34 protein-coding genes and 1 other annotated feature are annotated in these 26,772 nt (G+C 42.6%); all 34 genes read left to right on the top strand.

Features of this window, described 5'->3' with window-relative positions:
* Positions 1–51 precede the first annotated feature (51 nt).
* The 34 genes from rplA (at position 52) to secY (ending at position 26,763) form a co-directional block, all read left to right on the top strand.
* Positions 52–750, top strand: coding sequence for a 50S ribosomal protein L1 (rplA, locus tag CVV77_RS21135; RefSeq protein ID WP_003242022.1), 699 nt, complete (start codon positions 52–54; stop codon positions 748–750).
* 45 nt (positions 751–795) lie between these two features.
* Positions 796–936, top strand: a sequence feature (ribosomal protein L10 leader region).
* 65 nt (positions 937–1,001) lie between these two features.
* The gene (gene rplJ, locus CVV77_RS21130; protein WP_003242020.1) at positions 1,002–1,502 is read left to right on the top strand and encodes a 50S ribosomal protein L10; all 501 of its coding nucleotides are present in this window, start codon (positions 1,002–1,004) and stop codon (positions 1,500–1,502) included.
* A 45-nt stretch (positions 1,503–1,547) separates the two neighbouring features.
* Entirely contained in the window at positions 1,548–1,919 is a 372-nt protein-coding gene (gene rplL, locus CVV77_RS21125; RefSeq protein WP_003156436.1) for a 50S ribosomal protein L7/L12, read from the top strand.
* 89 nt (positions 1,920–2,008) lie between these two features.
* Positions 2,009–2,614, top strand: a complete 606-nt coding sequence (locus CVV77_RS21120) for a class I SAM-dependent methyltransferase (RefSeq protein ID WP_003242018.1) — start codon at positions 2,009–2,011, stop codon at positions 2,612–2,614.
* Between the two features lie 244 nt (positions 2,615–2,858).
* Positions 2,859–6,440: a DNA-directed RNA polymerase subunit beta gene (gene rpoB, locus CVV77_RS21115; RefSeq protein WP_019257278.1), complete on the top strand. Its 3,582-nt coding sequence runs from the start codon at positions 2,859–2,861 to the stop codon at positions 6,438–6,440.
* 61 nt (positions 6,441–6,501) lie between these two features.
* On the top strand, positions 6,502–10,101 hold the full coding sequence (gene rpoC / locus CVV77_RS21110; protein ID WP_003225772.1) for a DNA-directed RNA polymerase subunit beta': 3,600 nt from the start codon (positions 6,502–6,504) through the stop codon (positions 10,099–10,101).
* A gap of 178 nt (positions 10,102–10,279) precedes the next feature.
* Complete coding sequence (locus tag CVV77_RS21105; protein ID WP_003242012.1) at positions 10,280–10,528, top strand: 50S ribosomal protein L7ae-like protein; 249 nt, start codon at positions 10,280–10,282, stop codon at positions 10,526–10,528.
* A 113-nt stretch (positions 10,529–10,641) separates the two neighbouring features.
* The gene (gene rpsL, locus CVV77_RS21100) at positions 10,642–11,058 is read left to right on the top strand and encodes a 30S ribosomal protein S12 (protein WP_003225781.1); all 417 of its coding nucleotides are present in this window, start codon (positions 10,642–10,644) and stop codon (positions 11,056–11,058) included.
* A 41-nt stretch (positions 11,059–11,099) separates the two neighbouring features.
* Entirely contained in the window at positions 11,100–11,570 is a 471-nt protein-coding gene (rpsG, locus tag CVV77_RS21095; RefSeq protein WP_003225784.1) for a 30S ribosomal protein S7, read from the top strand.
* 52 nt (positions 11,571–11,622) lie between these two features.
* The gene (fusA, locus tag CVV77_RS21090) at positions 11,623–13,701 is read left to right on the top strand and encodes an elongation factor G (protein WP_019257279.1); all 2,079 of its coding nucleotides are present in this window, start codon (positions 11,623–11,625) and stop codon (positions 13,699–13,701) included.
* 119 nt (positions 13,702–13,820) lie between these two features.
* On the top strand, positions 13,821–15,011 hold the full coding sequence (gene tuf / locus CVV77_RS21085; protein ID WP_019257280.1) for an elongation factor Tu: 1,191 nt from the start codon (positions 13,821–13,823) through the stop codon (positions 15,009–15,011).
* A gap of 100 nt (positions 15,012–15,111) precedes the next feature.
* Positions 15,112–16,071 (top strand): alpha/beta fold hydrolase, encoded by a 960-nt coding sequence (locus tag CVV77_RS21080; RefSeq protein WP_100276423.1) that lies wholly within the window; start codon positions 15,112–15,114, stop codon positions 16,069–16,071.
* 234 nt (positions 16,072–16,305) lie between these two features.
* Positions 16,306–16,614: a 30S ribosomal protein S10 gene (gene rpsJ / locus CVV77_RS21075; RefSeq protein ID WP_003156464.1), complete on the top strand. Its 309-nt coding sequence runs from the start codon at positions 16,306–16,308 to the stop codon at positions 16,612–16,614.
* 39 nt (positions 16,615–16,653) lie between these two features.
* Complete coding sequence (rplC, locus tag CVV77_RS21070) at positions 16,654–17,283, top strand: 50S ribosomal protein L3 (RefSeq protein ID WP_003225791.1); 630 nt, start codon at positions 16,654–16,656, stop codon at positions 17,281–17,283.
* A gap of 27 nt (positions 17,284–17,310) precedes the next feature.
* Positions 17,311–17,934, top strand: coding sequence for a 50S ribosomal protein L4 (gene rplD / locus CVV77_RS21065; RefSeq protein WP_003242004.1), 624 nt, complete (start codon positions 17,311–17,313; stop codon positions 17,932–17,934).
* Complete coding sequence (gene rplW / locus CVV77_RS21060) at positions 17,934–18,221, top strand: 50S ribosomal protein L23 (RefSeq protein ID WP_003225793.1); 288 nt, start codon at positions 17,934–17,936, stop codon at positions 18,219–18,221. Before rplD ends, rplW begins: the two co-directional genes overlap by 1 nt.
* Positions 18,222–18,252: 31 nt before the next feature.
* On the top strand, positions 18,253–19,086 hold the full coding sequence (rplB, locus tag CVV77_RS21055; protein ID WP_003225795.1) for a 50S ribosomal protein L2: 834 nt from the start codon (positions 18,253–18,255) through the stop codon (positions 19,084–19,086).
* 57 nt (positions 19,087–19,143) lie between these two features.
* Positions 19,144–19,422 (top strand): 30S ribosomal protein S19, encoded by a 279-nt coding sequence (rpsS, locus tag CVV77_RS21050; RefSeq protein WP_003156472.1) that lies wholly within the window; start codon positions 19,144–19,146, stop codon positions 19,420–19,422.
* 16 nt (positions 19,423–19,438) lie between these two features.
* Positions 19,439–19,780 (top strand): 50S ribosomal protein L22, encoded by a 342-nt coding sequence (gene rplV, locus CVV77_RS21045; protein WP_003156475.1) that lies wholly within the window; start codon positions 19,439–19,441, stop codon positions 19,778–19,780.
* A gap of 3 nt (positions 19,781–19,783) precedes the next feature.
* Entirely contained in the window at positions 19,784–20,440 is a 657-nt protein-coding gene (gene rpsC, locus CVV77_RS21040) for a 30S ribosomal protein S3 (RefSeq protein WP_003242001.1), read from the top strand.
* A gap of 1 nt (position 20,441) precedes the next feature.
* Positions 20,442–20,876 (top strand): 50S ribosomal protein L16, encoded by a 435-nt coding sequence (rplP, locus tag CVV77_RS21035; protein ID WP_003225801.1) that lies wholly within the window; start codon positions 20,442–20,444, stop codon positions 20,874–20,876.
* Positions 20,866–21,066, top strand: coding sequence for a 50S ribosomal protein L29 (gene rpmC / locus CVV77_RS21030; RefSeq protein ID WP_003156482.1), 201 nt, complete (start codon positions 20,866–20,868; stop codon positions 21,064–21,066). Before rplP ends, rpmC begins: the two co-directional genes overlap by 11 nt.
* A 22-nt stretch (positions 21,067–21,088) precedes the next feature.
* The gene (rpsQ, locus tag CVV77_RS21025) at positions 21,089–21,352 is read left to right on the top strand and encodes a 30S ribosomal protein S17 (protein ID WP_003225804.1); all 264 of its coding nucleotides are present in this window, start codon (positions 21,089–21,091) and stop codon (positions 21,350–21,352) included.
* Positions 21,353–21,392: 40 nt separating this feature from the next.
* Positions 21,393–21,761 (top strand): 50S ribosomal protein L14, encoded by a 369-nt coding sequence (gene rplN, locus CVV77_RS21020; protein ID WP_003225805.1) that lies wholly within the window; start codon positions 21,393–21,395, stop codon positions 21,759–21,761.
* Positions 21,762–21,797: 36 nt separating this feature from the next.
* Positions 21,798–22,109: a 50S ribosomal protein L24 gene (rplX, locus tag CVV77_RS21015; protein ID WP_003156486.1), complete on the top strand. Its 312-nt coding sequence runs from the start codon at positions 21,798–21,800 to the stop codon at positions 22,107–22,109.
* A gap of 26 nt (positions 22,110–22,135) precedes the next feature.
* Positions 22,136–22,675 (top strand): 50S ribosomal protein L5, encoded by a 540-nt coding sequence (rplE, locus tag CVV77_RS21010; protein WP_003225809.1) that lies wholly within the window; start codon positions 22,136–22,138, stop codon positions 22,673–22,675.
* Between the two features lie 22 nt (positions 22,676–22,697).
* The gene (gene rpsN, locus CVV77_RS21005; RefSeq protein WP_003156488.1) at positions 22,698–22,883 is read left to right on the top strand and encodes a 30S ribosomal protein S14; all 186 of its coding nucleotides are present in this window, start codon (positions 22,698–22,700) and stop codon (positions 22,881–22,883) included.
* A gap of 31 nt (positions 22,884–22,914) precedes the next feature.
* Positions 22,915–23,313 (top strand): 30S ribosomal protein S8, encoded by a 399-nt coding sequence (rpsH, locus tag CVV77_RS21000; protein WP_003241998.1) that lies wholly within the window; start codon positions 22,915–22,917, stop codon positions 23,311–23,313.
* A 29-nt stretch (positions 23,314–23,342) separates the two neighbouring features.
* Positions 23,343–23,882 (top strand): 50S ribosomal protein L6, encoded by a 540-nt coding sequence (rplF, locus tag CVV77_RS20995; RefSeq protein WP_003241996.1) that lies wholly within the window; start codon positions 23,343–23,345, stop codon positions 23,880–23,882.
* A gap of 32 nt (positions 23,883–23,914) precedes the next feature.
* On the top strand, positions 23,915–24,277 hold the full coding sequence (rplR, locus tag CVV77_RS20990) for a 50S ribosomal protein L18 (protein WP_003241994.1): 363 nt from the start codon (positions 23,915–23,917) through the stop codon (positions 24,275–24,277).
* Between the two features lie 24 nt (positions 24,278–24,301).
* Positions 24,302–24,802: a 30S ribosomal protein S5 gene (gene rpsE, locus CVV77_RS20985; RefSeq protein WP_100276429.1), complete on the top strand. Its 501-nt coding sequence runs from the start codon at positions 24,302–24,304 to the stop codon at positions 24,800–24,802.
* A gap of 13 nt (positions 24,803–24,815) precedes the next feature.
* Positions 24,816–24,995, top strand: coding sequence for a 50S ribosomal protein L30 (gene rpmD / locus CVV77_RS20980; protein WP_003156497.1), 180 nt, complete (start codon positions 24,816–24,818; stop codon positions 24,993–24,995).
* A gap of 30 nt (positions 24,996–25,025) precedes the next feature.
* Positions 25,026–25,466 carry a 50S ribosomal protein L15 gene (gene rplO / locus CVV77_RS20975; RefSeq protein WP_003225819.1) on the top strand — a complete coding sequence of 147 codons (441 nt, stop codon included), beginning with the start codon at positions 25,026–25,028 and terminating at the stop codon, positions 25,464–25,466.
* A gap of 1 nt (position 25,467) precedes the next feature.
* Positions 25,468–26,763 carry a preprotein translocase subunit SecY gene (gene secY, locus CVV77_RS20970; RefSeq protein ID WP_019257282.1) on the top strand — a complete coding sequence of 432 codons (1,296 nt, stop codon included), beginning with the start codon at positions 25,468–25,470 and terminating at the stop codon, positions 26,761–26,763.
* Positions 26,764–26,772: the final 9 nt, after the last annotated feature.

The raw sequence follows: 26,772 nt of genomic DNA, 5'->3' as shown, positions 1-26,772 counted from the left end.
TTATTCGTGGGAGGTTATTCCGCTATAACCACATAAGGAGGAAATTTTAAAATGGCTAAAAAAGGTAAAAAGTACGTTGAAGCTGCTAAGCTTGTAGATCGTTCAAAAGCTTACGACGTTTCTGAAGCAGTAGCTCTCGTTAAAAAAACAAACACAGCTAAATTCGACGCTACAGTTGAAGTGGCTTTCCGTCTTGGGGTTGACCCTCGTAAAAACGACCAGCAAATCCGTGGAGCAGTTGTACTTCCAAACGGAACTGGTAAAACTCAGCGTGTTCTCGTTTTCGCAAAAGGCGAAAAAGCGAAAGAAGCTGAAGCTGCTGGTGCAGATTACGTTGGCGATACTGACTACATCAACAAAATTCAACAAGGCTGGTTCGATTTCGATGTAATCGTAGCTACACCTGACATGATGGGTGAAGTTGGTAAAATCGGTCGTGTACTTGGACCAAAAGGTTTAATGCCAAACCCTAAAACTGGTACAGTTACTTTCGAAGTTGAAAAAGCAATCGGCGAAATCAAAGCTGGTAAAGTTGAATACCGCGTTGATAAAGCTGGAAACATTCATGTTCCTATCGGTAAAGTTTCTTTCGAGGATGAAAAACTTGTTGAGAACTTCACAACAATGTACGATACAATCCTGAAAGCTAAACCTGCTGCAGCAAAAGGCGTTTACGTGAAAAACGTTGCTGTAACATCTACTATGGGACCTGGTGTCAAAGTAGACTCTTCAACTTTTAACGTAAAATAATATTGACATGACATCAACATTCTGATATGATTCAAAATGTTGTAAAATAGAATATCATTTATACCGTAGACAGTAGGGGCCTAACCGCTTAATTATCCTACCGAGGTGTATATTATCACAGCTATTACGTTACGTATGCTTGTATATACAGCCTCCATGTCTCATGGAGGCTTTTTATATGGAATCCGTCGTCTCAGTCGTGATCACCTAACGGTATAAGTGTTACACAAGAATCTACAGGAGGTGTAACCATGAGCAGCGCAATTGAAACAAAAAAAGTTGTTGTTGAAGAAATTGCTTCTAAACTGAAAGAAAGTAAATCAACGATCATCGTTGACTATCGCGGACTTAACGTTTCTGAAGTAACAGAACTTCGTAAACAGCTTCGCGAAGCTAACGTTGAGTTCAAAGTTTACAAAAATACGATGACTCGCCGTGCGGTTGAACAAGCTGAGCTTAATGGTTTGAATGATTTCTTAACTGGACCGAACGCGATCGCATTCAGCACTGAAGATGTTGTCGCTCCGGCTAAAGTTCTTAATGAGTTCGCTAAAAATCACGAAGCTCTTGAAATCAAAGCTGGCGTTATCGAAGGTAAAGTTTCTACTGTTGAAGAAGTGAAAGCTCTTGCTGAACTTCCATCACGCGAAGGCTTGCTTTCTATGTTGCTTAGCGTACTTCAAGCTCCAGTTCGCAACTTTGCTCTTGCTGCAAAAGCTGTGGCAGAACAAAAGGAAGAACAAGGCGCTTAATCTAATCAGTTTTTCATAAATTAAAACAAAATGGAGGAATTACAAATGGCTTTAAATATCGAAGAAATCATTGCTTCCGTTAAAGAAGCAACTGTACTTGAATTGAACGACCTAGTAAAAGCAATCGAAGAAGAATTTGGCGTAACTGCTGCTGCTCCTGTAGCTGTAGCTGGCGGAGCTGCTGCAGGCGGAGCTGCTGAAGAGCAAAGCGAATTCGACCTTATCCTTGCTGGTGCAGGTTCTCAAAAAATCAAAGTTATCAAAGTTGTACGTGAAATCACTGGTCTTGGCTTGAAAGAAGCTAAAGAACTTGTTGACAACACTCCAAAACCACTTAAAGAAGGTATTGCTAAAGAAGAAGCTGAAGAGCTTAAAGCTAAACTTGAAGAAGTTGGCGCTTCTGTAGAAGTTAAGTAATCTTCACTTACCTGTAGGGGAAGCTCGCTTTTATGAGGCGGGCTTTTTCTTTGCCATTCTTTAAGCCATGAAAAAAGGAGGTTCCGAGTATGAGTGAGCATTATTATTCAGAAAAACCTTCAGTAAAAAGCAACAAGCAAACCTGGTCTTTTAGGCTTCGTAATAAAGATTTCACGTTTACCAGCGACAGCGGGGTTTTTTCTAAAAAGGAAGTTGATTTTGGCTCCCGTCTGCTGATTGATTCTTTTGAAGAGCCTGAAGTTGAGGGCAGCTTTCTTGATGTAGGCTGCGGGTACGGCCCGATAGGTCTATCGCTGGCCAGCGACTTTAAAGACCGGACCATCCACATGATTGACGTTAATGAGAGAGCTGTAGAGCTATCAAATGAAAATGCAGAACGAAACGGAGTAACAAACGTTAAGATTTATCAGAGTGATTTGTTTTCGAACGTTGATTCTGCTCAAACATTTGCTTCTATTCTTACAAATCCCCCAATCCGAGCCGGAAAAAAAGTTGTCCATGCTATCTTTGAGAAAAGCGCTGAACACTTAAAAGCTTCAGGTGAGTTGTGGATCGTCATACAGAAAAAGCAAGGCGCGCCTTCTGCCATTGAAAAGCTCGAGGAACTGTTCGATGAAGTTTCTGTCGTTCAAAAAAAGAAAGGCTATTATATCATAAAAGCAAAAAAAGTTTGACTCGGTATTTTAGCTATGTTAATATTATAAAATGCCAATGTATATATTTTGCTTGATATGATGAATTGTCAATATCTATGTATAAATTATACAAGTATGGAAATGCTAATAAAATCGGTATTTGTTTTTGGATGTGGTTTTCTTAATTAGAAACCCTTTTTTCTTTTGTCTTGTAAAAGTATTTCTTTCTTTGGAAGAGATGCTTATTACACATATAATACGCATGATTTGAGGGGTGAATCAGTTGACAGGTCAACTAGTTCAGTATGGACGACACCGCCAGCGCAGAAGCTATGCTCGCATTAGCGAAGTGTTAGAATTACCAAATCTCATTGAAATTCAAACCTCTTCTTATCAGTGGTTTCTTGATGAGGGTCTTAGAGAGATGTTTCAAGACATATCACCAATTGAGGATTTCACTGGTAACCTCTCTCTTGAGTTCATTGATTATAGTTTAGGTGAGCCTAAATATCCTGTAGAGGAATCAAAAGAACGTGATGTGACTTACTCAGCTCCGCTAAGAGTGAAGGTTCGTTTAATTAACAAAGAAACTGGAGAGGTAAAAGACCAAGATGTCTTCATGGGTGATTTCCCTATTATGACAGATACAGGTACTTTTATCATTAACGGTGCGGAACGCGTTATCGTTTCCCAGCTTGTTCGGTCTCCAAGTGTATATTTCAGTGGTAAAGTAGACAAAAACGGTAAAAAAGGTTTTACCGCAACTGTCATTCCAAACCGTGGCGCATGGTTAGAATACGAAACTGATGCGAAAGATGTTGTTTATGTCCGCATTGATCGCACACGTAAGTTGCCGGTTACGGTTCTTTTGCGTGCTCTCGGCTTCGGCTCCGATCAAGAGATTCTTGATCTCGTAGGAGAGAACGAATACCTGCGAAATACGCTTGATAAAGATAACACAGAAAACAGTGACAAAGCGCTGCTTGAAATTTACGAGCGTCTCCGTCCTGGAGAGCCGCCTACAGTAGAAAATGCGAAAAGCTTGCTTGATTCTCGTTTCTTTGATCCGAAACGATACGATCTTGCCAATGTAGGACGCTATAAAATTAATAAAAAACTTCATATTAAGAATCGCCTCTTTAATCAGAGACTTGCTGAAACGCTTGTTGACCCTGAAACAGGAGAAATCCTGGCTGAAAAAGGTCAGATTCTTGATAGAAGAACACTTGATAAAGTACTGCCATACTTAGAAAACGGAATCGGTTTCAGAAAGCTGTATCCGAATGGCGGCGTTGTTGAAGATGAAGTAACTCTTCAATCAATTAAAATCTTTGCTCCGACTGATCAAGAAGGAGAACAGGTTATTAATGTAATCGGCAATGCTTACATTGAAGAAGAGATCAAAAACATTACACCTGCTGATATTATTTCTTCTATCAGCTACTTCTTCAACCTGCTGCACGGAGTAGGCGACACAGATGATATCGATCATCTTGGAAACCGCCGTTTACGTTCTGTAGGTGAGCTTCTCCAGAACCAATTCCGTATCGGTTTAAGCCGTATGGAGCGTGTGGTTCGTGAGAGAATGTCAATTCAAGATACGAATACAATTACACCTCAGCAGCTGATCAATATTCGTCCTGTTATTGCGTCCATTAAAGAGTTCTTTGGAAGCTCTCAGCTTTCTCAATTCATGGATCAGACGAACCCGCTTGCTGAATTAACGCATAAGCGCCGTCTATCAGCATTAGGACCGGGCGGATTAACACGTGAGCGTGCCGGAATGGAAGTGCGTGACGTTCACTACTCCCACTATGGCCGTATGTGTCCGATCGAAACGCCTGAGGGCCCGAACATCGGTTTGATCAACTCGCTTTCATCTTATGCAAAAGTAAACCGTTTTGGTTTTATCGAAACGCCATATCGCCGTGTTGACCCTGAAACAGGGAAGGTAACTGGCAGAATCGATTACTTAACTGCTGATGAAGAGGATAACTATGTTGTCGCTCAAGCGAACGCTCGTCTTGATGACGAAGGCGGATTTATTGATGACAGCATCGTAGCCCGTTTCCGCGGGGAGAACACCGTCGTTTCCAGAAACCGTGTGGACTACATGGATGTATCGCCTAAGCAGGTTGTTTCTGCTGCGACAGCATGTATCCCGTTCCTAGAAAACGATGACTCCAACCGTGCCCTCATGGGAGCGAACATGCAGCGTCAGGCTGTGCCTTTGATGCAGCCGGAAGCACCATTCGTTGGTACTGGTATGGAATACGTATCAGGTAAAGACTCTGGTGCCGCTGTTATTTGTAAACACCCTGGTATCGTTGAACGCGTAGAAGCGAAAAACGTTTGGGTTCGCCGTTATGAAGAAGTAGACGGTCAAAAAGTAAAAGGAAACCTGGATAAATACAGCCTGCTGAAATTTGTCCGCTCTAACCAAGGTACGTGCTACAACCAGCGTCCGATCGTAAGTGTCGGCGATGAAGTGGTAAAAGGAGAAATCCTTGCTGACGGTCCTTCTATGGAGCTTGGTGAACTTGCACTTGGCCGTAACGTAATGGTCGGCTTCATGACATGGGATGGCTACAACTATGAGGATGCCATCATCATGAGTGAACGCCTTGTGAAGGATGATGTTTATACATCTATCCACATTGAAGAATACGAATCAGAAGCACGTGATACGAAACTTGGACCTGAAGAAATCACTCGCGATATTCCAAACGTCGGTGAAGATGCGCTTCGCAATCTTGATGACCGCGGAATCATCCGTATTGGGGCGGAAGTAAAAGACGGAGATCTTCTTGTTGGTAAAGTAACGCCTAAAGGTGTAACTGAACTGACTGCAGAAGAACGCCTGCTTCACGCCATCTTTGGTGAAAAAGCCCGCGAGGTTCGTGATACTTCTCTTCGTGTGCCTCACGGCGGCGGCGGAATTATCCACGACGTTAAAGTCTTCAACCGTGAAGACGGAGACGAACTTCCTCCAGGCGTAAACCAGTTGGTACGCGTATATATCGTTCAGAAACGTAAGATTTCTGAAGGGGACAAAATGGCCGGTCGTCACGGTAACAAAGGTGTTATCTCTAAGATTCTTCCTGAAGAGGATATGCCTTACCTTCCTGACGGCACACCAATTGACATCATGCTTAACCCGCTGGGCGTACCATCACGTATGAACATCGGGCAGGTATTGGAGCTTCATATGGGTATGGCCGCTCGTTACCTCGGCATCCACATTGCATCTCCTGTATTTGACGGAGCGCGTGAAGAGGATGTTTGGGAAACACTTGAAGAAGCCGGCATGTCTCGTGACGCCAAAACGGTGCTTTACGACGGACGTACTGGAGAGCCGTTTGATAACCGCGTATCTGTCGGTATCATGTACATGATTAAACTGGCTCACATGGTTGACGATAAACTTCATGCACGCTCTACAGGTCCTTACTCACTTGTTACGCAGCAGCCTCTTGGCGGTAAAGCGCAATTTGGCGGACAGCGTTTCGGTGAGATGGAGGTTTGGGCACTTGAAGCTTACGGTGCGGCTTACACTCTTCAAGAAATTCTGACTGTTAAGTCTGATGACGTGGTTGGACGTGTGAAAACATATGAAGCCATCGTTAAAGGCGACAACGTTCCAGAACCAGGTGTTCCGGAATCATTCAAAGTATTAATCAAAGAACTTCAAAGCTTAGGTATGGATGTCAAAATCCTTTCCGGTGATGAAGAAGAAATAGAAATGAGAGATTTAGAAGACGAAGAAGATGCGAAACAAGCTGACGGTCTGGCATTATCAGGTGATGAAGAGCCGGAAGAAACAGCATCTGCAGACGTTGAACGCGATGTAGTAACAAAAGAATAATCTCTAGTTATAAAGGCAAGTGACATCGGTTAATCCGAAGATAAAAAGGGAGGTAGGCCCCTTGCTAGATGTGAACAATTTTGAGTATATGAACATCGGTCTTGCTTCACCGGATAAAATCCGTTCATGGTCTTTTGGTGAAGTGAAAAAGCCTGAAACGATAAACTATCGTACGTTAAAACCTGAAAAGGACGGTCTATTCTGCGAACGCATTTTCGGACCGACTAAGGACTGGGAATGTCATTGCGGGAAGTACAAGCGAGTTCGTTATAAAGGCGTAGTTTGTGACCGCTGCGGAGTCGAAGTAACACGGGCTAAAGTCCGTCGTGAGAGAATGGGGCACATTGAACTGGCTGCCCCAGTTTCCCACATTTGGTATTTCAAAGGTATTCCAAGCCGTATGGGTCTTGTGCTGGATATGTCACCTCGTGCTTTAGAAGAAGTCATTTACTTTGCTTCTTACGTTGTAACTGATCCTGCAAACACACCGCTTGAAAAGAAACAGCTTCTGTCTGAGAAAGAATACCGTGCTTATCTCGATAAATACGGTAATAAATTCCAAGCATCAATGGGTGCAGAAGCGATTCATAAACTTCTTCAAGATATCGATCTTGTAAAAGAAGTTGATATGTTAAAAGAAGAGCTGAAAACATCACAAGGACAGCGCCGTACTCGTGCGATCAAACGCCTTGAAGTTTTAGAAGCCTTCCGTAACTCAGGAAACAAGCCTTCTTGGATGATCCTTGATGTGCTTCCTGTTATTCCTCCTGAGCTTAGACCGATGGTTCAGCTAGATGGCGGACGTTTTGCGACTTCTGATTTGAACGACCTTTATCGTCGTGTCATCAACCGTAACAATCGTTTGAAACGCCTTTTGGACCTTGGTGCGCCTAGCATTATCGTTCAAAACGAAAAACGTATGCTTCAAGAGGCTGTCGATGCCCTAATCGACAACGGCCGCCGCGGACGTCCTGTAACGGGTCCTGGTAACAGACCGTTAAAATCTCTTTCTCACATGCTGAAAGGGAAGCAAGGCCGTTTCCGTCAAAACCTTCTTGGTAAACGTGTCGATTACTCCGGACGTTCTGTAATCGTTGTTGGTCCTCATTTGAAAATGTACCAATGCGGTTTACCGAAGGAAATGGCGCTTGAACTTTTCAAACCTTTCGTTATGAAAGAACTTGTTGAAAAAGGTCTTGCTCACAACATTAAGAGTGCGAAACGTAAAATTGAGCGCGTACAGCCTGAAGTATGGGATGTACTGGAATCAGTTATTAAGGAGCATCCGGTACTTCTGAACCGTGCCCCTACACTTCACAGATTAGGTATCCAGGCGTTTGAACCAACGCTTGTTGAAGGACGCGCAATCCGCCTTCACCCGCTCGTATGTACAGCTTATAACGCTGACTTTGACGGTGACCAAATGGCGGTTCACGTACCATTATCTGCTGAAGCACAAGCTGAAGCACGCATCTTGATGCTTGCTGCTCAAAACATCTTGAACCCTAAAGATGGTAAACCGGTTGTAACTCCGTCTCAGGATATGGTACTGGGTAACTATTACCTGACACTTGAGCGTGCCGGTGCTGTCGGTGAAGGTATGGTCTTCAAGAATACAGACGAAGCGCTTCTTGCTTATCAAAACGGATATGTTCACCTTCATACGAGAGTAGCTGTTGCAGCTAACTCCCTTAAGAATGTGACATTTACCGAAGAACAGCGCTCAAAATTGTTAATTACAACTGTCGGTAAGCTTGTCTTCAATGAAATTCTTCCGGAATCATTCCCTTACATGAATGAGCCAACGAAGAGCAACATTGAAGAGAAAACACCTGACCGTTTCTTCTTAGAAAAAGGTGCCGATGTTAAAGCTGTCATTGAACAGCAGCCAATCAATGCACCGTTTAAAAAAGGTATTCTGGGTAAAATCATCGCGGAAATCTTTAAACGATTCCATATCACGGAAACGTCTAAAATGCTTGACCGCATGAAAAACCTAGGTTTCAAATATTCAACAAAAGCTGGTATTACAGTTGGGGTTTCTGACATCGTCGTACTCGATGATAAACAAGAAATTCTTGAGGAAGCGCAAAGCAAAGTTGATAACGTCATGAAGCAATTCCGACGTGGTCTAATCACAGAAGAAGAACGCTATGAGAGAGTTATCTCTATCTGGAGTGCTGCAAAAGACGTTATCCAAGGCAAACTGATGAAATCACTTGATGAGCTCAACCCGATCTACATGATGAGTGACTCTGGTGCCCGTGGTAACGCGTCTAACTTTACGCAGCTTGCCGGAATGCGCGGCCTGATGGCCAACCCGGCTGGACGTATCATTGAATTACCGATCAAATCAAGTTTCCGTGAAGGTCTGACAGTATTGGAGTACTTTATCTCCACTCACGGTGCGCGTAAAGGTCTTGCCGATACCGCCCTTAAAACTGCTGACTCAGGTTACCTTACACGCCGTCTCGTTGACGTTGCGCAGGATGTTATCATCCGTGAAACTGATTGCGGAACTGACCGAGGCATCCTTGCTAAGCCTCTTAAAGAAGGAACTGAAACCATTGAGCGCTTAGAAGAACGCTTAATCGGCCGTTTTGCACGAAAACAAGTGAAGCACCCTGAAACAGGTGAAGTGCTTGTAAATGAAAATGAACTGATCGATGAAGATAAAGCACTGGAGATTGTAGAAGCCGGCATTGAAGAAGTGTGGATCCGTTCTGCCTTCACATGTAATACGCCTCATGGTGTATGTAAACGATGCTATGGCCGAAATCTTGCAACTGGCTCCGATGTTGAAGTCGGTGAAGCTGTCGGTATCATTGCTGCCCAATCAATCGGTGAGCCTGGTACACAGTTAACAATGCGTACATTCCATACAGGCGGGGTTGCCGGAGACGATATCACACAGGGTCTTCCGCGTATCCAAGAGCTTTTCGAAGCTCGTAATCCGAAAGGTCAGGCAACAATTACAGAAATCGACGGTACAGTCGTTGAGATCAATGAAGTTCGTGATAAGCAACAGGAAATTGTGGTTCAAGGAGCAGTGGAAACACGTTCTTATACGGCACCTTATAACTCCCGCCTGAAAGTAGCGGAAGGAGATAAAATTACTCGAGGCCAAGTACTGACAGAAGGTTCAATCGATCCGAAAGAGCTTCTTAAAGTGACTGACCTGACAACTGTTCAAGAGTATCTTCTCCATGAGGTTCAAAAGGTTTACCGTATGCAGGGTGTTGAAATCGGTGATAAACACGTAGAAGTAATGGTTCGCCAGATGCTTCGCAAAGTCCGCGTGATTGACGCTGGTGACACTGATGTGCTTCCAGGTACATTGCTTGATATTCACCAATTTACTGAAGCGAACAAAAAGGTATTGCTAGAAGGCAATCGTCCTGCTACAGGCCGTCCTGTCTTACTCGGTATTACAAAAGCATCTCTTGAAACTGATTCATTCTTATCTGCTGCTTCCTTCCAGGAAACAACACGTGTCCTTACAGACGCAGCGATCAAAGGTAAGCGTGACGAGCTTCTCGGCTTGAAAGAGAATGTTATCATCGGTAAGCTTGTTCCGGCTGGTACAGGTATGATGAAATACCGTAAAGTAAAACCAGTTTCAAATGTTCAGCCGACTGAAGACATGGTTCCGGTTGAATAACTGATTTAAAGCTGCTGAAAGACTGCCAAAACAGTCTTTCAGCAGATATTTTTAATAAAAAATCACTCTATGAAAAGTACGAAACTAAAAAATGTCATACCTTGTTGACATTCGTCTCCTAGAATGATAATATAACCAAGGTGCTCGAAATAAACCTGTTACTTTGGAGGATATGTTTATGTCTTATGATAAAGTATCACAGGCCAAGTCAATTATTATTGGTACGAAGCAAACAGTGAAAGCTCTAAAACGAGGTTCAGTAAAGGAAGTAGTCGTTGCAAAAGACGCAGATCCGATCCTCACGTCAAGTGTTGTTTCACTTGCGGAAGATCAAGGTATCTCTGTCTTAATGGTTGAGTCCATGAAAAAGCTCGGCAAAGCCTGCGGAATTGAGGTAGGAGCAGCCGCTGTTGCCATTATTTTATAACGTACTTTTGTTTTTGCGTAAGATTTCATCTTATGTAAAGACATTGTTTTTTGCCTTTTGATGAACCACCTGGGTATGTGGGTTATAAAACGTAACGAAGGGAGGAAAAAATCATGCCTACAATTAATCAGCTAATTCGCAAAGGACGCGTGAGTAAAGTAGAAAACTCAAAGTCTCCTGCACTTAACAAAGGATACAACAGCTTTAAAAAAGAGCACACTAATGTATCTTCTCCACAAAAACGCGGGGTATGTACTCGTGTTGGTACAATGACACCGAAAAAACCGAACTCAGCACTTCGTAAATATGCTCGTGTTCGTTTAACTAACGGAATCGAGGTTACTGCTTACATTCCTGGTATCGGTCACAACCTGCAAGAGCACAGTGTTGTACTTATCCGCGGCGGACGTGTAAAAGACTTACCAGGGGTACGTTACCACATCGTTCGTGGTGCGCTTGACACTGCTGGAGTTGAAAACCGTGCACAAGGCCGTTCTAAATACGGTACGAAAAAACCTAAAGCAAAATAATAAACGAAAATACGCATAATTGATGAAGGGAGGATATTCAGATGCCACGTAAAGGTCCTGTAGCAAAAAGAGACGTTTTGCCTGATCCGATTTACAACTCTAAGCTTGTATCTCGTCTAATCAACAAAATGATGATCGATGGTAAAAAAGGTAAGTCTCAAACAATCCTATACAAGTCATTCGATATCATTAAAGAACGTACTGGCAATGATGCAATGGAGGTTTTCGAACAAGCATTGAAAAACATCATGCCTGTACTTGAAGTAAAAGCACGCCGTGTAGGTGGTGCGAACTACCAAGTTCCTGTAGAAGTTCGTCCTGAACGTCGTACGACTCTTGGACTTCGCTGGTTAGTTAACTACGCGCGTCTTCGCGGAGAAAAAACGATGGAAGAGCGTTTAGCTAACGAAATCCTTGACGCAGCTAACAACACTGGTGCTGCTGTTAAGAAACGTGAAGATACTCATAAGATGGCTGAAGCAAACAAAGCATTTGCTCACTATCGTTGGTAGGATTTATATACTAAAAAACACAATTTCCTAATAAGGAAGGAGAAATTACCCAATGGCAAGAGAGTTCTCCTTAGAAAATACTCGTAATATCGGAATCATGGCTCACATTGATGCCGGTAAAACGACTACTACAGAACGTATCTTGTTCTATACTGGTCGTATCCACAAAATTGGTGAAACTCACGAAGGAGCTTCACAAATGGACTGGATGGAGCAGGAACAAGAACGTGGTATCACAATCACTTCCGCTGCGACAACTGCACAGTGGAAAGGATACCGCGTAAACATCATCGATACTCCAGGACACGTAGACTTCACAGTTGAAGTTGAACGTTCTCTTCGTGTACTTGATGGTGCTGTTGCTGTACTTGACGCGCAATCAGGCGTTGAGCCTCAAACAGAAACTGTTTGGCGTCAGGCAACAACTTACGGAGTACCGCGTATCGTTTTTGTTAACAAAATGGACAAAATCGGTGCAGACTTCCTTTACTCTGTAGGAACTTTAAGAGACCGTCTTCAAGCAAACGCTCATGCAATTCAATTGCCGATCGGTGCTGAAGATAACTTCGAAGGTATCATCGATCTTGTAGAAAACGTTGCGTATTTCTATGAAGATGACCTCGGAACTCGCTCTGATGCGAAAGAAATCCCTGAAGAGTACAAAGAGCAAGCTGAAGAGCTTCGCAACAGCCTCATTGAAGCTGTTTGTGAGCTTGATGAAGAGCTTATGGACAAATACCTTGAGGGTGAAGAAATCACTATTGACGAGTTAAAAGCAGGTATCCGTAAAGGTACATTAAATGTTGAATTCTACCCTGTTCTTGTTGGTTCTGCCTTCAAAAACAAAGGTGTTCAACTAGTACTTGATGCTGTTCTTGACTACCTTCCTGCACCAACTGACGTTGCTGCAATCAAAGGTGTACGTCCTGATACAAATGAAGAGATTGAGCGCCATTCTTCTGATGATGAGCCATTCTCTGCATTAGCATTTAAAGTTATGACTGACCCTTACGTGGGTAAGTTGACGTTCTTCCGTGTGTACTCTGGAACACTTGATTCCGGTTCATACGTGAAAAACTCTACTAAAGGCAAACGTGAGCGTGTTGGACGTATCCTTCAAATGCACGCTAACAGCCGTGAAGAAATCTCTACTGTATACGCAGGCGATATCGCAGCTGCTGTAGGTCTAAAAGATACGACTACTGGAGATACTCTATGTGATGAGAAGGATCTTGTTATCCTCGAATCAATGGAATTCCCAGAACCAGTTATCGACGTTGCTATTGAGCCTAAATCAAAAGCCGACCAAGATAAAATGGGTATCGCTTTAGCGAAACTTGCTGAAGAAGATCCTACATTCCGTACTCAAACAAACCCAGAAACTGGCCAAACGATCATCTCTGGTATGGGTGAACTTCACCTTGATATCATTGTTGACCGTATGAAACGCGAATTTAAAGTAGAAGCCAACGTTGGTGCTCCTCAGGTTGCGTACCGTGAAACATTCCGTTCCGGTGCAAAAGTTGAAGGTAAATTCGTACGTCAGTCTGGTGGACGCGGTCAGTTCGGACACGTTTGGATCGAATTCGAACCAAACGAAGAAGGCGCTGGCTTTGAATTTGAAAATGCGATTGTCGGTGGGGTAGTTCCTCGTGAATACATCCCAGCTGTTCAAGCAGGTCTTGAAGATTCACTTGAAAATGGTGTACTAGCAGGCTTCCCGCTTATCGACATTAAAGCAAAACTTTTCGATGGTTCTTACCATGATGTTGACTCAAACGAAATGGCATTTAAAATTGCTGCTTCTATGGCATTGAAAAATGCAGTCAGCAAATGTAACCCAGTTCTTCTTGAACCAATCATGAAAGTAGAAGTGGTTATTCCAGAAGAATACATGGGAGATATCATGGGTGATGTTACTTCACGTCGCGGACGCGTAGAAGGTATGGAAGCACGCGGTAACGCTCAAGTTGTTCGTGCTATGGTTCCTCTTGCTGAAATGTTCGGTTACGCTACTGCACTTCGTTCTAATACGCAAGGTCGCGGTACGTTTACTATGCACATGGATCACTACGAAGAAGTGCCGAAGAGCATTGCAGAAGAAATTATCAAAAAAAATAAAGGCGAATAATTGATTTTGCCGCTTAACTCAAGTATAACTACTATTGTAAGATGAGGAAGTGAAAGCTTTCTTTCACTTCCTATCACTCTATACATTACTAATTAAAAGCTCTTAAGGAGGATTTTAGAATGGCTAAAGAAAAATTCGACCGTTCCAAATCACATGCCAATATCGGTACAATTGGACACGTTGACCATGGTAAAACAACTTTAACTGCTGCTATCACAACAGTACTTCATAAGAAATCTGGTAAAGGTACAGCTATGGCGTACGATCAAATTGATGGTGCTCCAGAAGAACGTGAGCGCGGTATCACAATCTCTACTGCACACGTTGAGTACGAAACTGAAACTCGTCACTATGCACACGTTGACTGCCCAGGACACGCTGACTATGTTAAAAACATGATCACTGGTGCTGCGCAAATGGACGGAGCTATCCTTGTAGTATCTGCTGCTGATGGCCCAATGCCACAAACTCGTGAGCACATCCTTCTTTCTAAAAACGTTGGTGTACCATACATCGTTGTATTCCTAAACAAATGCGACATGGTAGACGACGAAGAGCTTCTTGAACTAGTTGAAATGGAAGTTCGCGATCTTCTTAGCGAATACGACTTCCCTGGTGATGATGTACCAGTAATCAAAGGTTCTGCTCTTAAAGCTCTTGAAGGTGACGCTGAGTACGAAGCGAAAATCTTCGAACTTATGGATGCGGTTGATGAGTACATCCCAACTCCAGAACGCGACACTGAAAAACCATTCATGATGCCAGTTGAGGATGTATTCTCAATCACTGGTCGTGGTACAGTAGCAACTGGCCGTGTAGAACGCGGACAAGTTAAAGTCGGTGACGAAGTTGAAATCATCGGTCTTCAAGAAGAGAACAAGAAAACAACTGTTACAGGTGTTGAAATGTTCCGTAAGCTTCTTGATTATGCTGAAGCTGGTGACAACATTGGTGCCCTTCTTCGCGGTGTAGCTCGTGAAGACATCCAACGTGGTCAAGTACTTGCTAAACCAGGTACAATCACTCCACACAGCAAATTCAAAGCTGAAGTTTACGTTCTTTCTAAAGAAGAGGGTGGACGTCATACTCCATTCTTCTCTAACTACCGTCCTCAGTTCTACTTCCGTACAACTGACGTAACTGGTATCATCCATCTTCCAGAAGGCGTAGAAATGGTTATGCCTGGAGATAACACTGAAATGAACGTTGAACTTATCTCTACAATCGCTATCGAAGAAGGAACTCGTTTCTCTATTCGTGAAGGCGGACGTACTGTTGGTTCAGGCGTTGTTTCTACAATCACTGAGTAATCGTATGATGATAAACGAGACCCCCTGCGGGTCTCGTTTTTTGGTTTGCTTATCTTTTTCTTGTATAATAAGACTTATCATATCCGAGGGGCTAATTTTTATGATTCCTGAAAAGAGATCAATCGCAATCATGAAAGAACTAAGCATTGAAAATACAAAACAAATGCTGATGATTAATGGGGCTGATGTAAAAAATCCATTGCTGCTTTTTTTACATGGCGGACCGGGGACCCCCCAAAGCGGATATGTTAGGCATTATCAAAAAGAGCTTGAACAGCATTTTACAGTAGTACATTGGGATCAAAGAGGATCCGGGCTTTCTTATTCAAAACGAATTCCTCATCACTCCATGACAATCAGCCATTTTGTTAAAGATGCAATTCAAGTCACTCAATGGCTCCTAGACCATTTTTCAAAAACAAAACTATATCTTACTGGCCATTCTTGGGGCTCACTGCTAGCACTCCATGTACTGCAGCAGCATCCGGATTTGTTTTATGCGTATTATGGAATCAGCCAGGTTGTTAACCCTCACTATGAAGAATCAGCTGCTTATCATTATCTACGTGAAATGTCTGATATAAAGAGAGTGAGTATAGTATCTTTGCTTATACGCTTCATTGGCCCTCCGCCTTGGGAGAAGGATATCCAGCATATTATCTATCGGTTTTGTGTCGAGATGGGCAGGGGAGGATTTACTCACCATCGTCGTCAAAGCCTTGCTATATTATTTCAAATGCTTACTGGTAATGAGTATGGAATAAAAAACATGCACAAATTCCTCAATGGACAGCGATTCACAAATAAACATTTAACTGATGAGTTGTACAATTTTAATGCATTCAAATCAGTTCCTTCTATTAAAGTACCGTGCTTTTTCATTTCGGGGAGACATGATTTAATTGTTCCTGCTGAAATATCGAAACAGTATTATCAAGAGCTTGAGGCACCTGAAAAGCGCTGGCTTCAATTTGAGAATTCGGCTCACAGCCCGCATGTCGAGGAGCCGTCATTATTCGCAAGCACACTGAGTAGCCATGCACTGTACCACTTACGATAGATCCTTGATAAATAAGAAAAACACCTGTATAATAAAAAAAGTGTGCAAAACCATGCATATTCTAAATAAGTCTTGCAACATACGTCTATTTTCTGTATAATGGTGTATGTTGGTCTTTGACTGCGATGAAGTGAGAGGTTGCTGACACACCCGGCCGCTTTGCCATGGCAAGGTGTTCAGGTTTTTCTCACGGAGAACTGTCTAACTTGATGTAGGCGAAAAGGAGGGAAAATAATGGCAAAACAAAAAATTCGTATTCGTTTGAAAGCATATGATCATAGAATCCTTGATCAATCTGCAGAGAAGATTGTTGAAACGGCAAAACGTTCTGGTGCTAGCGTATCTGGTCCGATCCCGTTACCGACTGAAAAATCAGTTTACACAATCCTTCGTGCGGTGCACAAATACAAAGATTCTCGTGAGCAATTTGAAATGCGTACACATAAACGTTTAATCGATATTGTGAACCCAACACCACAAACTGTTGATGCTCTCATGCGATTAGACTTACCATCTGGTGTCGATATCGAAATCAAACTTTAATTCTAAAATATAGAATGATCTTAATAGGAGGTGTGACGAATGACCAAAGGAATCTTAGGAAGAAAAATTGGTATGACGCAAGTATTCGCTGAAAATGGTGATCTTATTCCGGTAACTGTTATCGAGGCTGCTCCAAACGTTGTTCTTCAAAAGAAATCAACTGAAAACGACGGTTATGAAGCAATCCAGCTTGGTTTTGACGACAAGCGTGAAAAGCTTTCTAACAAACCTGAAAAAGGGCACGTTGCAAAAGCGGAAACTGCTCCTAAGCGCTTCGTTAAAGAATTACGCGGAGTGGAAATGGATGCGTATGAAGTTGGTCAGGAAGTCAAGGTTGAAATTTTCTCTGCTGGAGAAATCGTAGATGTAACAGGAGTATCTAAAGGTAAAGGTTTCCAAGGTGCGATCAAGCGCCACGGACAATCTCGCGGACCTATGTCTCACGGTTCACGCTACCACCGTCGTCCTGGTTCAATGGGACCTGTAGATCCTAACCGTGTATTCAAAGGTAAATTATTACCTGGACGTATGGGCGGAGAGCAAATCACTGTTCAAAACCTTGAAATCGTAAAAGTTGATGCAGAACGCAATCTTCTTTTGATCAAAGGTAACGTACCTGGTGCGAAGAAATCTTTAATCACTGTTAAAAGTGCTGTTAAATCTAAATAACTCTCTTAGGAAAGGAGGAAATTGATCATGCCAAAAGTAGCATTATACAACCAAAACGGTTCTACTGCTGGTGACATCGAATTAAACGCTTCTGTATTTGGTATCGAACCAAATGAGAGTGTTGTATTCGACGCTATTCTTATGCAAAGAGCTTCCTTACGTCAAGGATCTCATAAAGTAAAAAATCGTTCTGAAGTACGCGGCGGAGGTCGTAAACCATGGCGTCAAAAAGGTACTGGACGTGCCCGTCAAGGTTCTATCCGTTCACCGCAATGGCGCGGAGGTGGTGTCGTATTCGGCCCAACACCACGCAGCTATTCTTATAAATTACCTAAAAAAGTTCGCCGCTTGGCAATCAAATCAGTATTGTCTTCTAAAGTGAACGACAACAACATCATCGTTCTTGAAGATCTTACTCTTGATACGGCTAAAACAAAAGAAATGGCAGCTATCCTTAAAGGGTTATCTGTTGAGAAAAAAGCTTTAATCGTAACTGCGGATGCTAACGAAGCAGTGGCTTTATCTGCTCGCAACATTCCTGGAGTTACTGTAGTTGAAGCTAACGGAATCAACGTTTTAGACGTTGTCAACCACGAGAAGCTTCTGATTACAAAAGCAGCGGTTGAAAAAGTAGAGGAGGTGCTTGCATAATGAAAGATCCTCGTGATGTTCTAAAGCGCCCCGTCATTACTGAACGTTCTGCTGATTTAATGGCTGAAAAGAAATATACTTTTGAAGTTGATGTAAGAGCTAACAAAACAGAAGTGAAAGACGCGGTTGAAAGCATCTTTGGTGTGAAAGTTGACAAAGTCAACATCATGAACTACAAAGGTAAATCAAAACGTGTCGGACGCTACACTGGTATGACTAGCCGTCGCAGAAAAGCGATCGTAAAACTTACTGCAGACAGCAAAGAAATCGAAATTTTTGAAGCTTAATTATCTGTAAAAAGAAGGAGGGAAATTCAAAATGGCGATTAAAAAGTATAAACCGACCTCTAATGGACGTCGTGGCATGACAACTTCAGATTTTGCTGAAATCACGACTGACAAGCCGGAAAAATCCTTGCTTGCTCCCCTTCACAAAAAAGGCGGACGTAACAACCAAGGTAAATTGACTGTACGTCACCAAGGTGGCGGACATAAACGCCAATACCGTGTTATCGACTTCAAACGCGATAAAGATGGTATACCTGGACGCGTTGCTACAGTTGAATACGATCCAAACCGTTCAGCTAACATCGCTCTAATCAACTATGCAGACGGAGAAAAACGTTACATTCTTGCTCCTAAAGGAATTCAAGTGGGTACTGAAATCATGTCAGGTCCTGAAGCTGACATTAAAGTAGGTAATGCACTACCACTTATCAACATCCCTGTTGGTACAGTTGTGCATAACATTGAATTAAAACCTGGTAAAGGCGGACAGCTCGTACGTTCAGCTGGTACATCTGCTCAGGTTCTTGGTAAAGAAGGTAAATACGTTCTTGTACGTCTTAACTCTGGAGAAGTTCGCATGATTCTTTCTGCTTGCCGTGCTTCTATCGGTCAAGTAGGTAACGAACAGCACGAACTTATCAACATTGGTAAAGCTGGACGTTCTCGCTGGAAAGGCATCCGTCCTACAGTTCGTGGTTCTGTAATGAACCCTAACGATCACCCACACGGTGGTGGTGAAGGACGTGCGCCAATCGGACGTAAATCACCAATGTCTCCATGGGGCAAACCGACTCTTGGATTCAAGACACGTAAGAAAAAGAACAAATCCGATAAATTTATCGTACGTCGTCGTAAAAATAAATAACGGGGTTGTCTACGGTTCACTTCGGACCGTAGTGCAATCACGAAGGGAGGTTCCAAAATGGCTCGCAGCTTGAAAAAAGGACCATTTGTCGATGGACACTTGATGACAAAAATCGAGAAATTAAATGAAACAGACAAGAAACAAGTCGTAAAAACTTGGTCTCGTCGTTCTACTATTTTCCCACAGTTTATTGGTCACACAATCGCAGTCTATGACGGACGTAAACACGTGCCTGTATTCATCTCTGAAGATATGGTAGGGCACAAGTTGGGTGAATTCGCTCCAACTCGTACGTACAAAGGTCATGCTAGTGATGACAAAAAAACAAGACGCTAAGAGAGGAGGCTTTTAAATGCAAGCTAAAGCTGTTGCAAGAACAGTCCGTATTGCTCCTCGTAAAGCACGTCTAGTAATGGACCTGATTCGAGGCAAGCAAGTAGGTGAGGCAGTATCAATCTTGAACCTTACACCAAGAGCTGCTTCTCCAATTATCGAGAAAGTATTAAAATCCGCTATTGCAAATGCTGAGCATAACTATGAAATGGACGCTAACAACCTGGTTATTTCTCAAGCATTCGTTGACGAAGGCCCTACGTTAAAAAGATTCCGCCCACGTGCTATGGGACGTGCGAGCCAAATCAACAAACGTACGAGCCACATTACAATCGTTGTATCAGAAAAGAAGGAGGGATAAGTAGTGGGTCAAAAGGTAAATCCAGTCGGTCTTCGTATCGGAGTCATTCGTGATTGGGAATCTAAGTGGTACGCTGGTAAAGATTACGCTGACTTCCTGCACGAAGATTTAAAAATTCGTGAATACATTAGCAAACGCCTTTCTGACGCTTCTGTTTCTAAAGTAGAAATCGAGCGTGCAGCAAACCGCGTTAACATTACGATCCACACAGCTAAGCCTGGTATGGTTATCGGTAAAGGCGGTTCTGAAGTTGAAGCACTTCGAAAAGCCCTTAACAGCCTTACTGGCAAGCGTGTACACATTAACATTCTTGAAATCAAAAGAGCAGATCTTGATGCACAGCTAGTTGCTGACAACATCGCTCGTCAATTAGAAAACCGTGTTTCTTTCCGCCGTGCACAGAAACAACAAATCCAACGTACTATGCGCGCTGGAGCACAAGGTGTGAAAACAATGGTTTCTGGTCGTCTTGGCGGTGCAGATATCGCTCGTTCTGAATACTACAGTGAAGGAACTGTTCCATTGCACACATTACGTGCGGACATTGACTATGCAACATCAGAAGCTGATACTACTTACGGTAAGCTTGGTGTAAAAGTCTGGATCTATCGTGGAGAGGTTCTTCCTACTAAGAAGAAAACTGAGGAAGGAGGAAAATAATATGTTATTACCAAAACGCGTTAAATATCGCAGAGAGCATCGCGGAAAAATGCGTGGCCGTGCGAAAGGCGGTACTGAAGTACATTTCGGTGAGTTCGGTATCCAAGCTCTTGAAGCTTCTTGGATCACTAACCGTCAAATCGAAGCTGCACGTATTGCGATGACTCGTTACATGAAACGTGGCGGTAAAGTTTGGATCAAAATTTTCCCTTCTAAACCTTACACTGCTAAACCACTTGAGGTACGTATGGGATCCGGTAAAGGGGCTCCAGAAGGTTGGGTAGCTGTTGTAAAACCGGGCAAAGTTTTATTTGAAATTTCTGGTGTGTCTGAAGAGGTTGCTCGTGAAGCGCTTCGTCTTGCATCTCACAAATTGCCAATTAAAACGAAGTTCGTAAAACGTGAAGAAATTGGTGGTGAATCAAATGAAAGCTAATGAAATTCGTGACCTTACCACTGCTGAAATTGAACAAAAAGTAAAGTCTCTTAAAGAAGAACTTTTCAATCTTCGCTTTCAATTAGCGACAGGACAACTTGAAAATACTGCTCGCATTCGTGAAGTGCGCAAAGCTATCGCGCGCATGAAAACTGTGATTCGTGAAAGAGAAATTGCTGCTAATAAATAATCACTGAGGGGAGGTCGTGAGCATGAGCGAACGTAACCAACGCAAAGTTTACCAAGGCCGTGTTGTTTCTGACAAAATGGATAAAACCATCACTGTTGTTGTTGAGACATACAAAAAACATACACTTTACGGTAAACGCGTAAAATACTCAAAAAAATTCAAAGCACATGATGAAAATAATCAAGCTAAAATCGGTGACATCGTAAAGATCATGGAAACTCGTCCATTGTCTGCAACTAAGCGTTTCCGTCTAGTTGAAGTTGTCGAAGAAGCTGTTATTATCTAATAAAGTTCGGAATTCTTTTTCCGAAGGGAGGTAACAAATAATGATTCAACAAGAGACTCGTTTAAAAGTAGCTGACAACTCTGGCGCACGTGAAGTACTTACTATTAAAGTTCTTGGTGGTTCTGGACGTAAAACAGCTAACATTGGTGATGTAATTGTTTGCACGGTTAAACAAGCAACACCAGGAGGCGTTGTCAAAAAAGGTGAAGTCGTAAAAGCTGTTATCGTTCGCACGAAAAGCGGAGCGCGCAGAAGTGACGGTTCATACATCAGCTTCGATGAGAATGCATGTGTTATCATCCGTGACGACAAGAGCCCACGCGGAACTCGTATCTTCGGACCAGTTGCTCGTGAATTGCGTGAAAACAACTTTATGAAAATTGTTTCTCTAGCTCCAGAAGTTATCTAATGAAATAAATGCCTTACTCAAGGAGGTGCGATCAGGATGCATGTAAAAAAAGGCGATAAAGTTATGGTTATCTCTGGTAAAGATAAAGGCAAACAAGGAACAATCCTTGCTGCTTTCCCTAAAAAGGACCGCGTTTTAGTTGAAGGTGTTAACATGGTAAAGAAACACTCTAAACCAACTCAAGCTAACCCTCAAGGCGGTATTTCTAATCAAGAGGCGCCAATTCATGTATCAAACGTTATGCCGCTCGATCCTAAAACAGGTGAAGTGACTCGCGTAGGATACAAAGTGGAAGATGGCAAAAAAGTTCGTGTTGCAAAAAAATCTGGGCAAGTTCTAGATAAATAGTATTAAAAGGAAGGGAGGTCTATCTCATGAACCGCCTTAAAGAAAAGTACAATAAAGAAATTGCACCTGCTTTAATGACTAAGTTCAACTATGATTCAGTCATGCAAGTGCCTAAAATCGAAAAAATCGTAATCAACATGGGTGTTGGTGACGCTGTTCAAAACGCGAAAGCAATCGACAGTGCTGTTGAAGAATTAACGTTTATCGCAGGTCAAAAACCTGTCGTTACTCGTGCGAAGAAATCAATTGCTGGATTCCGTCTTCGTGAGGGAATGCCTATCGGTGCGAAAGTAACTCTTCGCGGAGAGCGCATGTATGATTTCCTTGATAAACTTATTTCTGTATCTTTACCGCGTGTACGTGACTTCCGCGGGGTTTCTAAAAAATCTTTCGACGGTCGCGGTAACTACACACTTGGTATCAAAGAACAGTTAATCTTCCCTGAAATTGACTACGATAAAGTAACAAAGGTTCGCGGAATGGACATCGTTATCGTAACAACTGCTAATACTGACGAAGAAGCTCGTGAGCTATTAACTCAAGTAGGTATGCCGTTCCAGAAATAATCAATGAAAGGGAGGCGAAATCGTGGCTAAAAAGTCTATGATTGCGAAACAACAACGTACACCAAAGTTTAAAGTACAAGAGTACACACGCTGTGAACGCTGCGGACGTCCGCATTCAGTCATTCGTAAATTTAAACTTTGCCGTATTTGTTTCCGTGAGCTTGCATATAAAGGACAAATTCCTGGCGTGAAAAAAGCCAGCTGGTAATCCCCAAGAAAGGGAAGGAGGTAATTATATAATGGTTATGACAGATCCAATTGCAGATATGCTAACTCGTATTCGCAATGCAAACATGGTACGTCATGAGAAGCTTGAAATTCCTGCTTCTAAATTGAAAAGAGAAATTGCTGAAATTTTAAAGCGTGAAGGTTTCATTCGTGACGTTGAGTTCGTAGAAGACAGCAAACAAGGTATCATCCGCGTTTTCTTGAAATACGGACAAAACAACGAGCGCGTTATCACTGGTCTTAAAAGAATCAGCAAGCCTGGTTTGCGTGTTTATGCTAAATCAAATGAAGTACCTCGCGTACTTAACGGTCTTGGAATCGCGATTATTTCTACATCACAAGGTGTTTTAACGGACAAAGAAGCCCGTGCAAAACAAGCTGGTGGAGAAGTTCTAGCATACGTTTGGTAAGAAGTTTAACATGAATGGAGGTGTTTGGTATGTCTCGTGTAGGTAAGAAGTTACTTGAGATTCCTTCTGATGTTACAGTAACGTTAAACGATAACAACACTGTAGCTGTGAAAGGACCAAAAGGAGAATTAACTCGTACGTTTCACCCTGATATGGAAATTAAAGTAGAGGACAATGTGCTTACAGTCACTCGTCCTTCTGATCAAAAAGAGCACCGTGCACTGCATGGTACAACTCGCAGTCTGCTTGGCAACATGGTTGAAGGTGTATCTAAAGGATTTGAAAGAGGTTTGGAATTAGTCGGTGTCGGTTACCGTGCGTCTAAATCCGGAAATAAACTTGTTTTAAACGTTGGATACTCTCACCCTGTTGAGATCGTTCCTGAAGAAGGCATCGAAATCGAAGTTCCTTCTCAAACTAAAGTAGTTGTAAAAGGTACAGACAAAGAACGTGTAGGAGCTATTGCTGCTAACATCCGCGCTGTACGTTCTCCAGAGCCTTACAAAGGTAAAGGAATCCGCTACGAAGGTGAAGTTGTTCGCCGCAAAGAAGGTAAATCTGCTAAGTAAGATCGCTTAAAGTGAAGAAAGGAGTGACCTAGATGATTACGAAAACTAGCAAAAATGCTGCTCGTCTTAAAAGACACGCTCGTGTTCGCGCTAAACTTTCCGGTACTGCTGAAAGACCGCGTCTGAACGTTTTCCGTTCTAACAAGCACATTTACGCTCAAATCATCGATGATGTAAATGGTGTTACACTTGCTAGTGCATCTACTCTCGATAAAGACTTGAACGTTGAAAGCACTGGAGATACTTCTGCTGCTACTAAAGTTGGAGAATTAGTTGCAAAACGCGCTGCTGAAAAAGGCGTTTCTGACGTAGTATTTGACCGTGGCGGATACTTATACCATGGACGTGTAAAAGCTTTGGCTGATGCCGCTCGTGAAGCTGGACTTAAATTTTAATAAAAGAAGGAGGGACACATGATTATGCGTCGTATTGACCCAAGCAAATTAGAGTTAGAAGAACGCTTAGTTACGGTTAACCGCGTAGCGAAAGTTGTTAAAGGTGGTCGTCGTTTCCGCTTCGCAGCTCTAGTCGTTGTCGGTGACAAAAACGGACACGTAGGATTCGGTACTGGTAAAGCACAAGAAGTACCAGAAGCGATCCGCAAAGCTGTTGAAGATGCGAAAAAGAATTTAATTGAAGTACCAATGGTTGGAACTACAATTCCACATGAAATCATCGGACGTTTCGGTGCAGGTAACATCTTGTTAAAACCTGCTTCTGAAGGTACTGGAGTTATCGCTGGAGGCCCTGTACGTGCGGTACTTGAGCTTGCTGGTGTATCTGACATCCTTTCTAAGTCTTTAGGTTCTAACACACCGATCAACATGATTCGTGCAACACTTCAAGGCTTAAGTGAACTTAAGCGTGCTGAAGACGTTGCGAAGCTTCGTGGAAAATCTGTAGAAGAACTGTTAGGATAAGGAGGGAACATTAATGGCTAAATTAGAAATTACCCTCAAACGAAGTGTAATCGGTCGCCCGGAAGATCAACGCGTTACTGTTAGAACGCTTGGTTTAAAGAAAACAAACCAAACTGTTGTTCATGAAGACAACGCTGCGATCCGTGGCATGATTAATAAAGTATCTCATTTAGTTTCTGTTAAAGAACAATAAAAATAATTGATCGGATAAGGAGGTGTCCTAATGAAACTTCATGAATTAAAACCTTCAGAAGGTTCACGCAAAACGCGTAATCGCGTAGGTCGTGGTATTGGTTCTGGCAACGGTAAAACAGCTGGTAAAGGTCACAAAGGTCAAAACGCTCGTTCTGGCGGCGGTGTACGCCCAGGGTTCGAGGGGGGACAAATGCCTTTATTCCAACGTCTTCCTAAACGCGGTTTTACTAACATCAACCGCAAGGAATACGCTGTAGTCAACCTAGACAAATTGAACGGTTTTGCAGAAGGAACGGAAGTCACTCCTGAACTTCTTCTTGAGACTGGTGTTATTAGCAAACTTAATGCAGGAGTAAAGATTCTTGGCAACGGTAAATTAGAGAAAAAATTAACTGTAAAAGCCAATAAATTCTCTGCTTCTGCGAAAGAAGCTGTTGAAGCTGCTGGCGGTACAGCTGAGGTGATCTAACTTGTTTAAAACAATCTCCAACTTTATGCGTGTGAGTGATATCAGGAATAAAATCATATTCACTTTACTCATGCTTATCGTCTTTCGCATAGGTGCGTTTATTCCTGTGCCTTATGTTAACGCTGAAGCGTTACAGGCACAGTCTCAAATGGGTGTTTTTGATCTCCTTAATACATTTGGCGGCGGTGCGCTTTACCAATTCTCCATTTTCGCAATGGGAATTACTCCTTATATCACGGCTTCGATCATCATTCAGCTGCTTCAGATGGATGTTGTGCCGAAGTTTACCGAGTGGTCTAAGCAAGGTGAAGTTGGCCGCCGTAAATTAGCTCAGTTCACAAGGTACTTTACGATTGTGCTTGGTTTCATCCAGGCGTTAGGTATGTCATACGGATTCAACAATCTGGCAAACGGTATGCTGATCGAAAAATCCGGTATATCGACATATCTCATCATTGCTTTAGTGCTCACTGGCGGAACTGCCTTTTTAATGTGGCTTGGAGAACAAATTACGTCTCATGGAGTAGGCAACGGAATATCGATCATTATCTTCGCGGGGATTGTGGCTAGTATTCCAAAAACGATTGGACAAATATATGAGACTCAATTTGTCGGCAGCAACGATCAGTTGTTTATTCATATTGTGAAAGTCGCACTTCTTGTGATTGCGATTTTAGCAGTTATTGTTGGAGTTATTTTCATTCAGCAAGCCGTACGGAAAATTGCGATTCAATATGCTAAAGGCACAGGTCGTTCACCTGCTGGCGGTGGTCAGTCTACACACCTTCCATTGAAAGTGAACCCTGCAGGGGTTATTCCGGTAATCTTTGCGGTTGCGTTTTTGATAACGCCGCGAACGATCGCGTCATTCTTTGGAACAAACGATGTGACAAAGTGGATTCAAAACTACTTTGATAATACGCATCCGGTGGGTATGGCGATATATGTTGCGTTGATTATTGCCTTTACGTACTTTTATGCTTTTGTACAGGTTAATCCTGAACAAATGGCAGATAACCTTAAAAAACAGGGTGGCTATATCCCGGGGGTTCGTCCAGGGAAAATGACTCAAGATAGAATTACGAGCATTTTGTATCGACTTACGTTTGTGGGTTCTATATTCTTAGCCGTGATTTCCATTCTTCCTATCTTTTTCATTCAATTCGCTGGATTGCCTCAAAGTGCACAAATTGGCGGAACATCTTTGTTAATTGTTGTCGGGGTAGCCTTGGAGACAATGAAACAACTAGAAAGCCAGTTGGTGAAACGAAACTACCGTGGATTTATGAAAAACTAGAGGAAATGG

Source organism: Bacillus sp. SN1, assembly GCF_002796895.1.
Taxonomy (GTDB): domain Bacteria; phylum Bacillota; class Bacilli; order Bacillales; family Bacillaceae; genus Bacillus; species Bacillus inaquosorum.
This window is presented reverse-complemented; position numbering and strand designations above follow the sequence as displayed.

Excerpts from the sequence above, each read along its gene's own strand:
- rplA (WP_003242022.1), top strand. The coding sequence starts at position 52 with ATGGCTAAAAAAGGTAAAAAGTACGTTGAAGCTGCTAAGCTTGTAGAT.
- rplJ (WP_003242020.1), top strand. The coding sequence starts at position 1,002 with ATGAGCAGCGCAATTGAAACAAAAAAAGTTGTTGTTGAAGAAATTGCT.
- rplL (WP_003156436.1), top strand. The coding sequence starts at position 1,548 with ATGGCTTTAAATATCGAAGAAATCATTGCTTCCGTTAAAGAAGCAACT.
- CVV77_RS21120 (WP_003242018.1), top strand. The coding sequence starts at position 2,009 with ATGAGTGAGCATTATTATTCAGAAAAACCTTCAGTAAAAAGCAACAAG.
- CVV77_RS21105 (WP_003242012.1), top strand. The coding sequence starts at position 10,280 with ATGTCTTATGATAAAGTATCACAGGCCAAGTCAATTATTATTGGTACG.
- rpsL (WP_003225781.1), top strand. The coding sequence starts at position 10,642 with ATGCCTACAATTAATCAGCTAATTCGCAAAGGACGCGTGAGTAAAGTA.
- rpsG (WP_003225784.1), top strand. The coding sequence starts at position 11,100 with ATGCCACGTAAAGGTCCTGTAGCAAAAAGAGACGTTTTGCCTGATCCG.
- fusA (WP_019257279.1), top strand. The coding sequence starts at position 11,623 with ATGGCAAGAGAGTTCTCCTTAGAAAATACTCGTAATATCGGAATCATG.
- tuf (WP_019257280.1), top strand. The coding sequence starts at position 13,821 with ATGGCTAAAGAAAAATTCGACCGTTCCAAATCACATGCCAATATCGGT.
- CVV77_RS21080 (WP_100276423.1), top strand. The coding sequence starts at position 15,112 with ATGATTCCTGAAAAGAGATCAATCGCAATCATGAAAGAACTAAGCATT.
- rpsJ (WP_003156464.1), top strand. The coding sequence starts at position 16,306 with ATGGCAAAACAAAAAATTCGTATTCGTTTGAAAGCATATGATCATAGA.
- rplC (WP_003225791.1), top strand. The coding sequence starts at position 16,654 with ATGACCAAAGGAATCTTAGGAAGAAAAATTGGTATGACGCAAGTATTC.
- rplD (WP_003242004.1), top strand. The coding sequence starts at position 17,311 with ATGCCAAAAGTAGCATTATACAACCAAAACGGTTCTACTGCTGGTGAC.
- rplW (WP_003225793.1), top strand. The coding sequence starts at position 17,934 with ATGAAAGATCCTCGTGATGTTCTAAAGCGCCCCGTCATTACTGAACGT.
- rplB (WP_003225795.1), top strand. The coding sequence starts at position 18,253 with ATGGCGATTAAAAAGTATAAACCGACCTCTAATGGACGTCGTGGCATG.
- rpsS (WP_003156472.1), top strand. The coding sequence starts at position 19,144 with ATGGCTCGCAGCTTGAAAAAAGGACCATTTGTCGATGGACACTTGATG.
- rplV (WP_003156475.1), top strand. The coding sequence starts at position 19,439 with ATGCAAGCTAAAGCTGTTGCAAGAACAGTCCGTATTGCTCCTCGTAAA.
- rplP (WP_003225801.1), top strand. The coding sequence starts at position 20,442 with ATGTTATTACCAAAACGCGTTAAATATCGCAGAGAGCATCGCGGAAAA.
- rpmC (WP_003156482.1), top strand. The coding sequence starts at position 20,866 with ATGAAAGCTAATGAAATTCGTGACCTTACCACTGCTGAAATTGAACAA.
- rpsQ (WP_003225804.1), top strand. The coding sequence starts at position 21,089 with ATGAGCGAACGTAACCAACGCAAAGTTTACCAAGGCCGTGTTGTTTCT.
- rplN (WP_003225805.1), top strand. The coding sequence starts at position 21,393 with ATGATTCAACAAGAGACTCGTTTAAAAGTAGCTGACAACTCTGGCGCA.
- rplX (WP_003156486.1), top strand. The coding sequence starts at position 21,798 with ATGCATGTAAAAAAAGGCGATAAAGTTATGGTTATCTCTGGTAAAGAT.
- rplE (WP_003225809.1), top strand. The coding sequence starts at position 22,136 with ATGAACCGCCTTAAAGAAAAGTACAATAAAGAAATTGCACCTGCTTTA.
- rpsH (WP_003241998.1), top strand. The coding sequence starts at position 22,915 with ATGGTTATGACAGATCCAATTGCAGATATGCTAACTCGTATTCGCAAT.
- rplF (WP_003241996.1), top strand. The coding sequence starts at position 23,343 with ATGTCTCGTGTAGGTAAGAAGTTACTTGAGATTCCTTCTGATGTTACA.
- rplR (WP_003241994.1), top strand. The coding sequence starts at position 23,915 with ATGATTACGAAAACTAGCAAAAATGCTGCTCGTCTTAAAAGACACGCT.
- rpsE (WP_100276429.1), top strand. The coding sequence starts at position 24,302 with ATGCGTCGTATTGACCCAAGCAAATTAGAGTTAGAAGAACGCTTAGTT.
- rpmD (WP_003156497.1), top strand. The coding sequence starts at position 24,816 with ATGGCTAAATTAGAAATTACCCTCAAACGAAGTGTAATCGGTCGCCCG.
- rplO (WP_003225819.1), top strand. The coding sequence starts at position 25,026 with ATGAAACTTCATGAATTAAAACCTTCAGAAGGTTCACGCAAAACGCGT.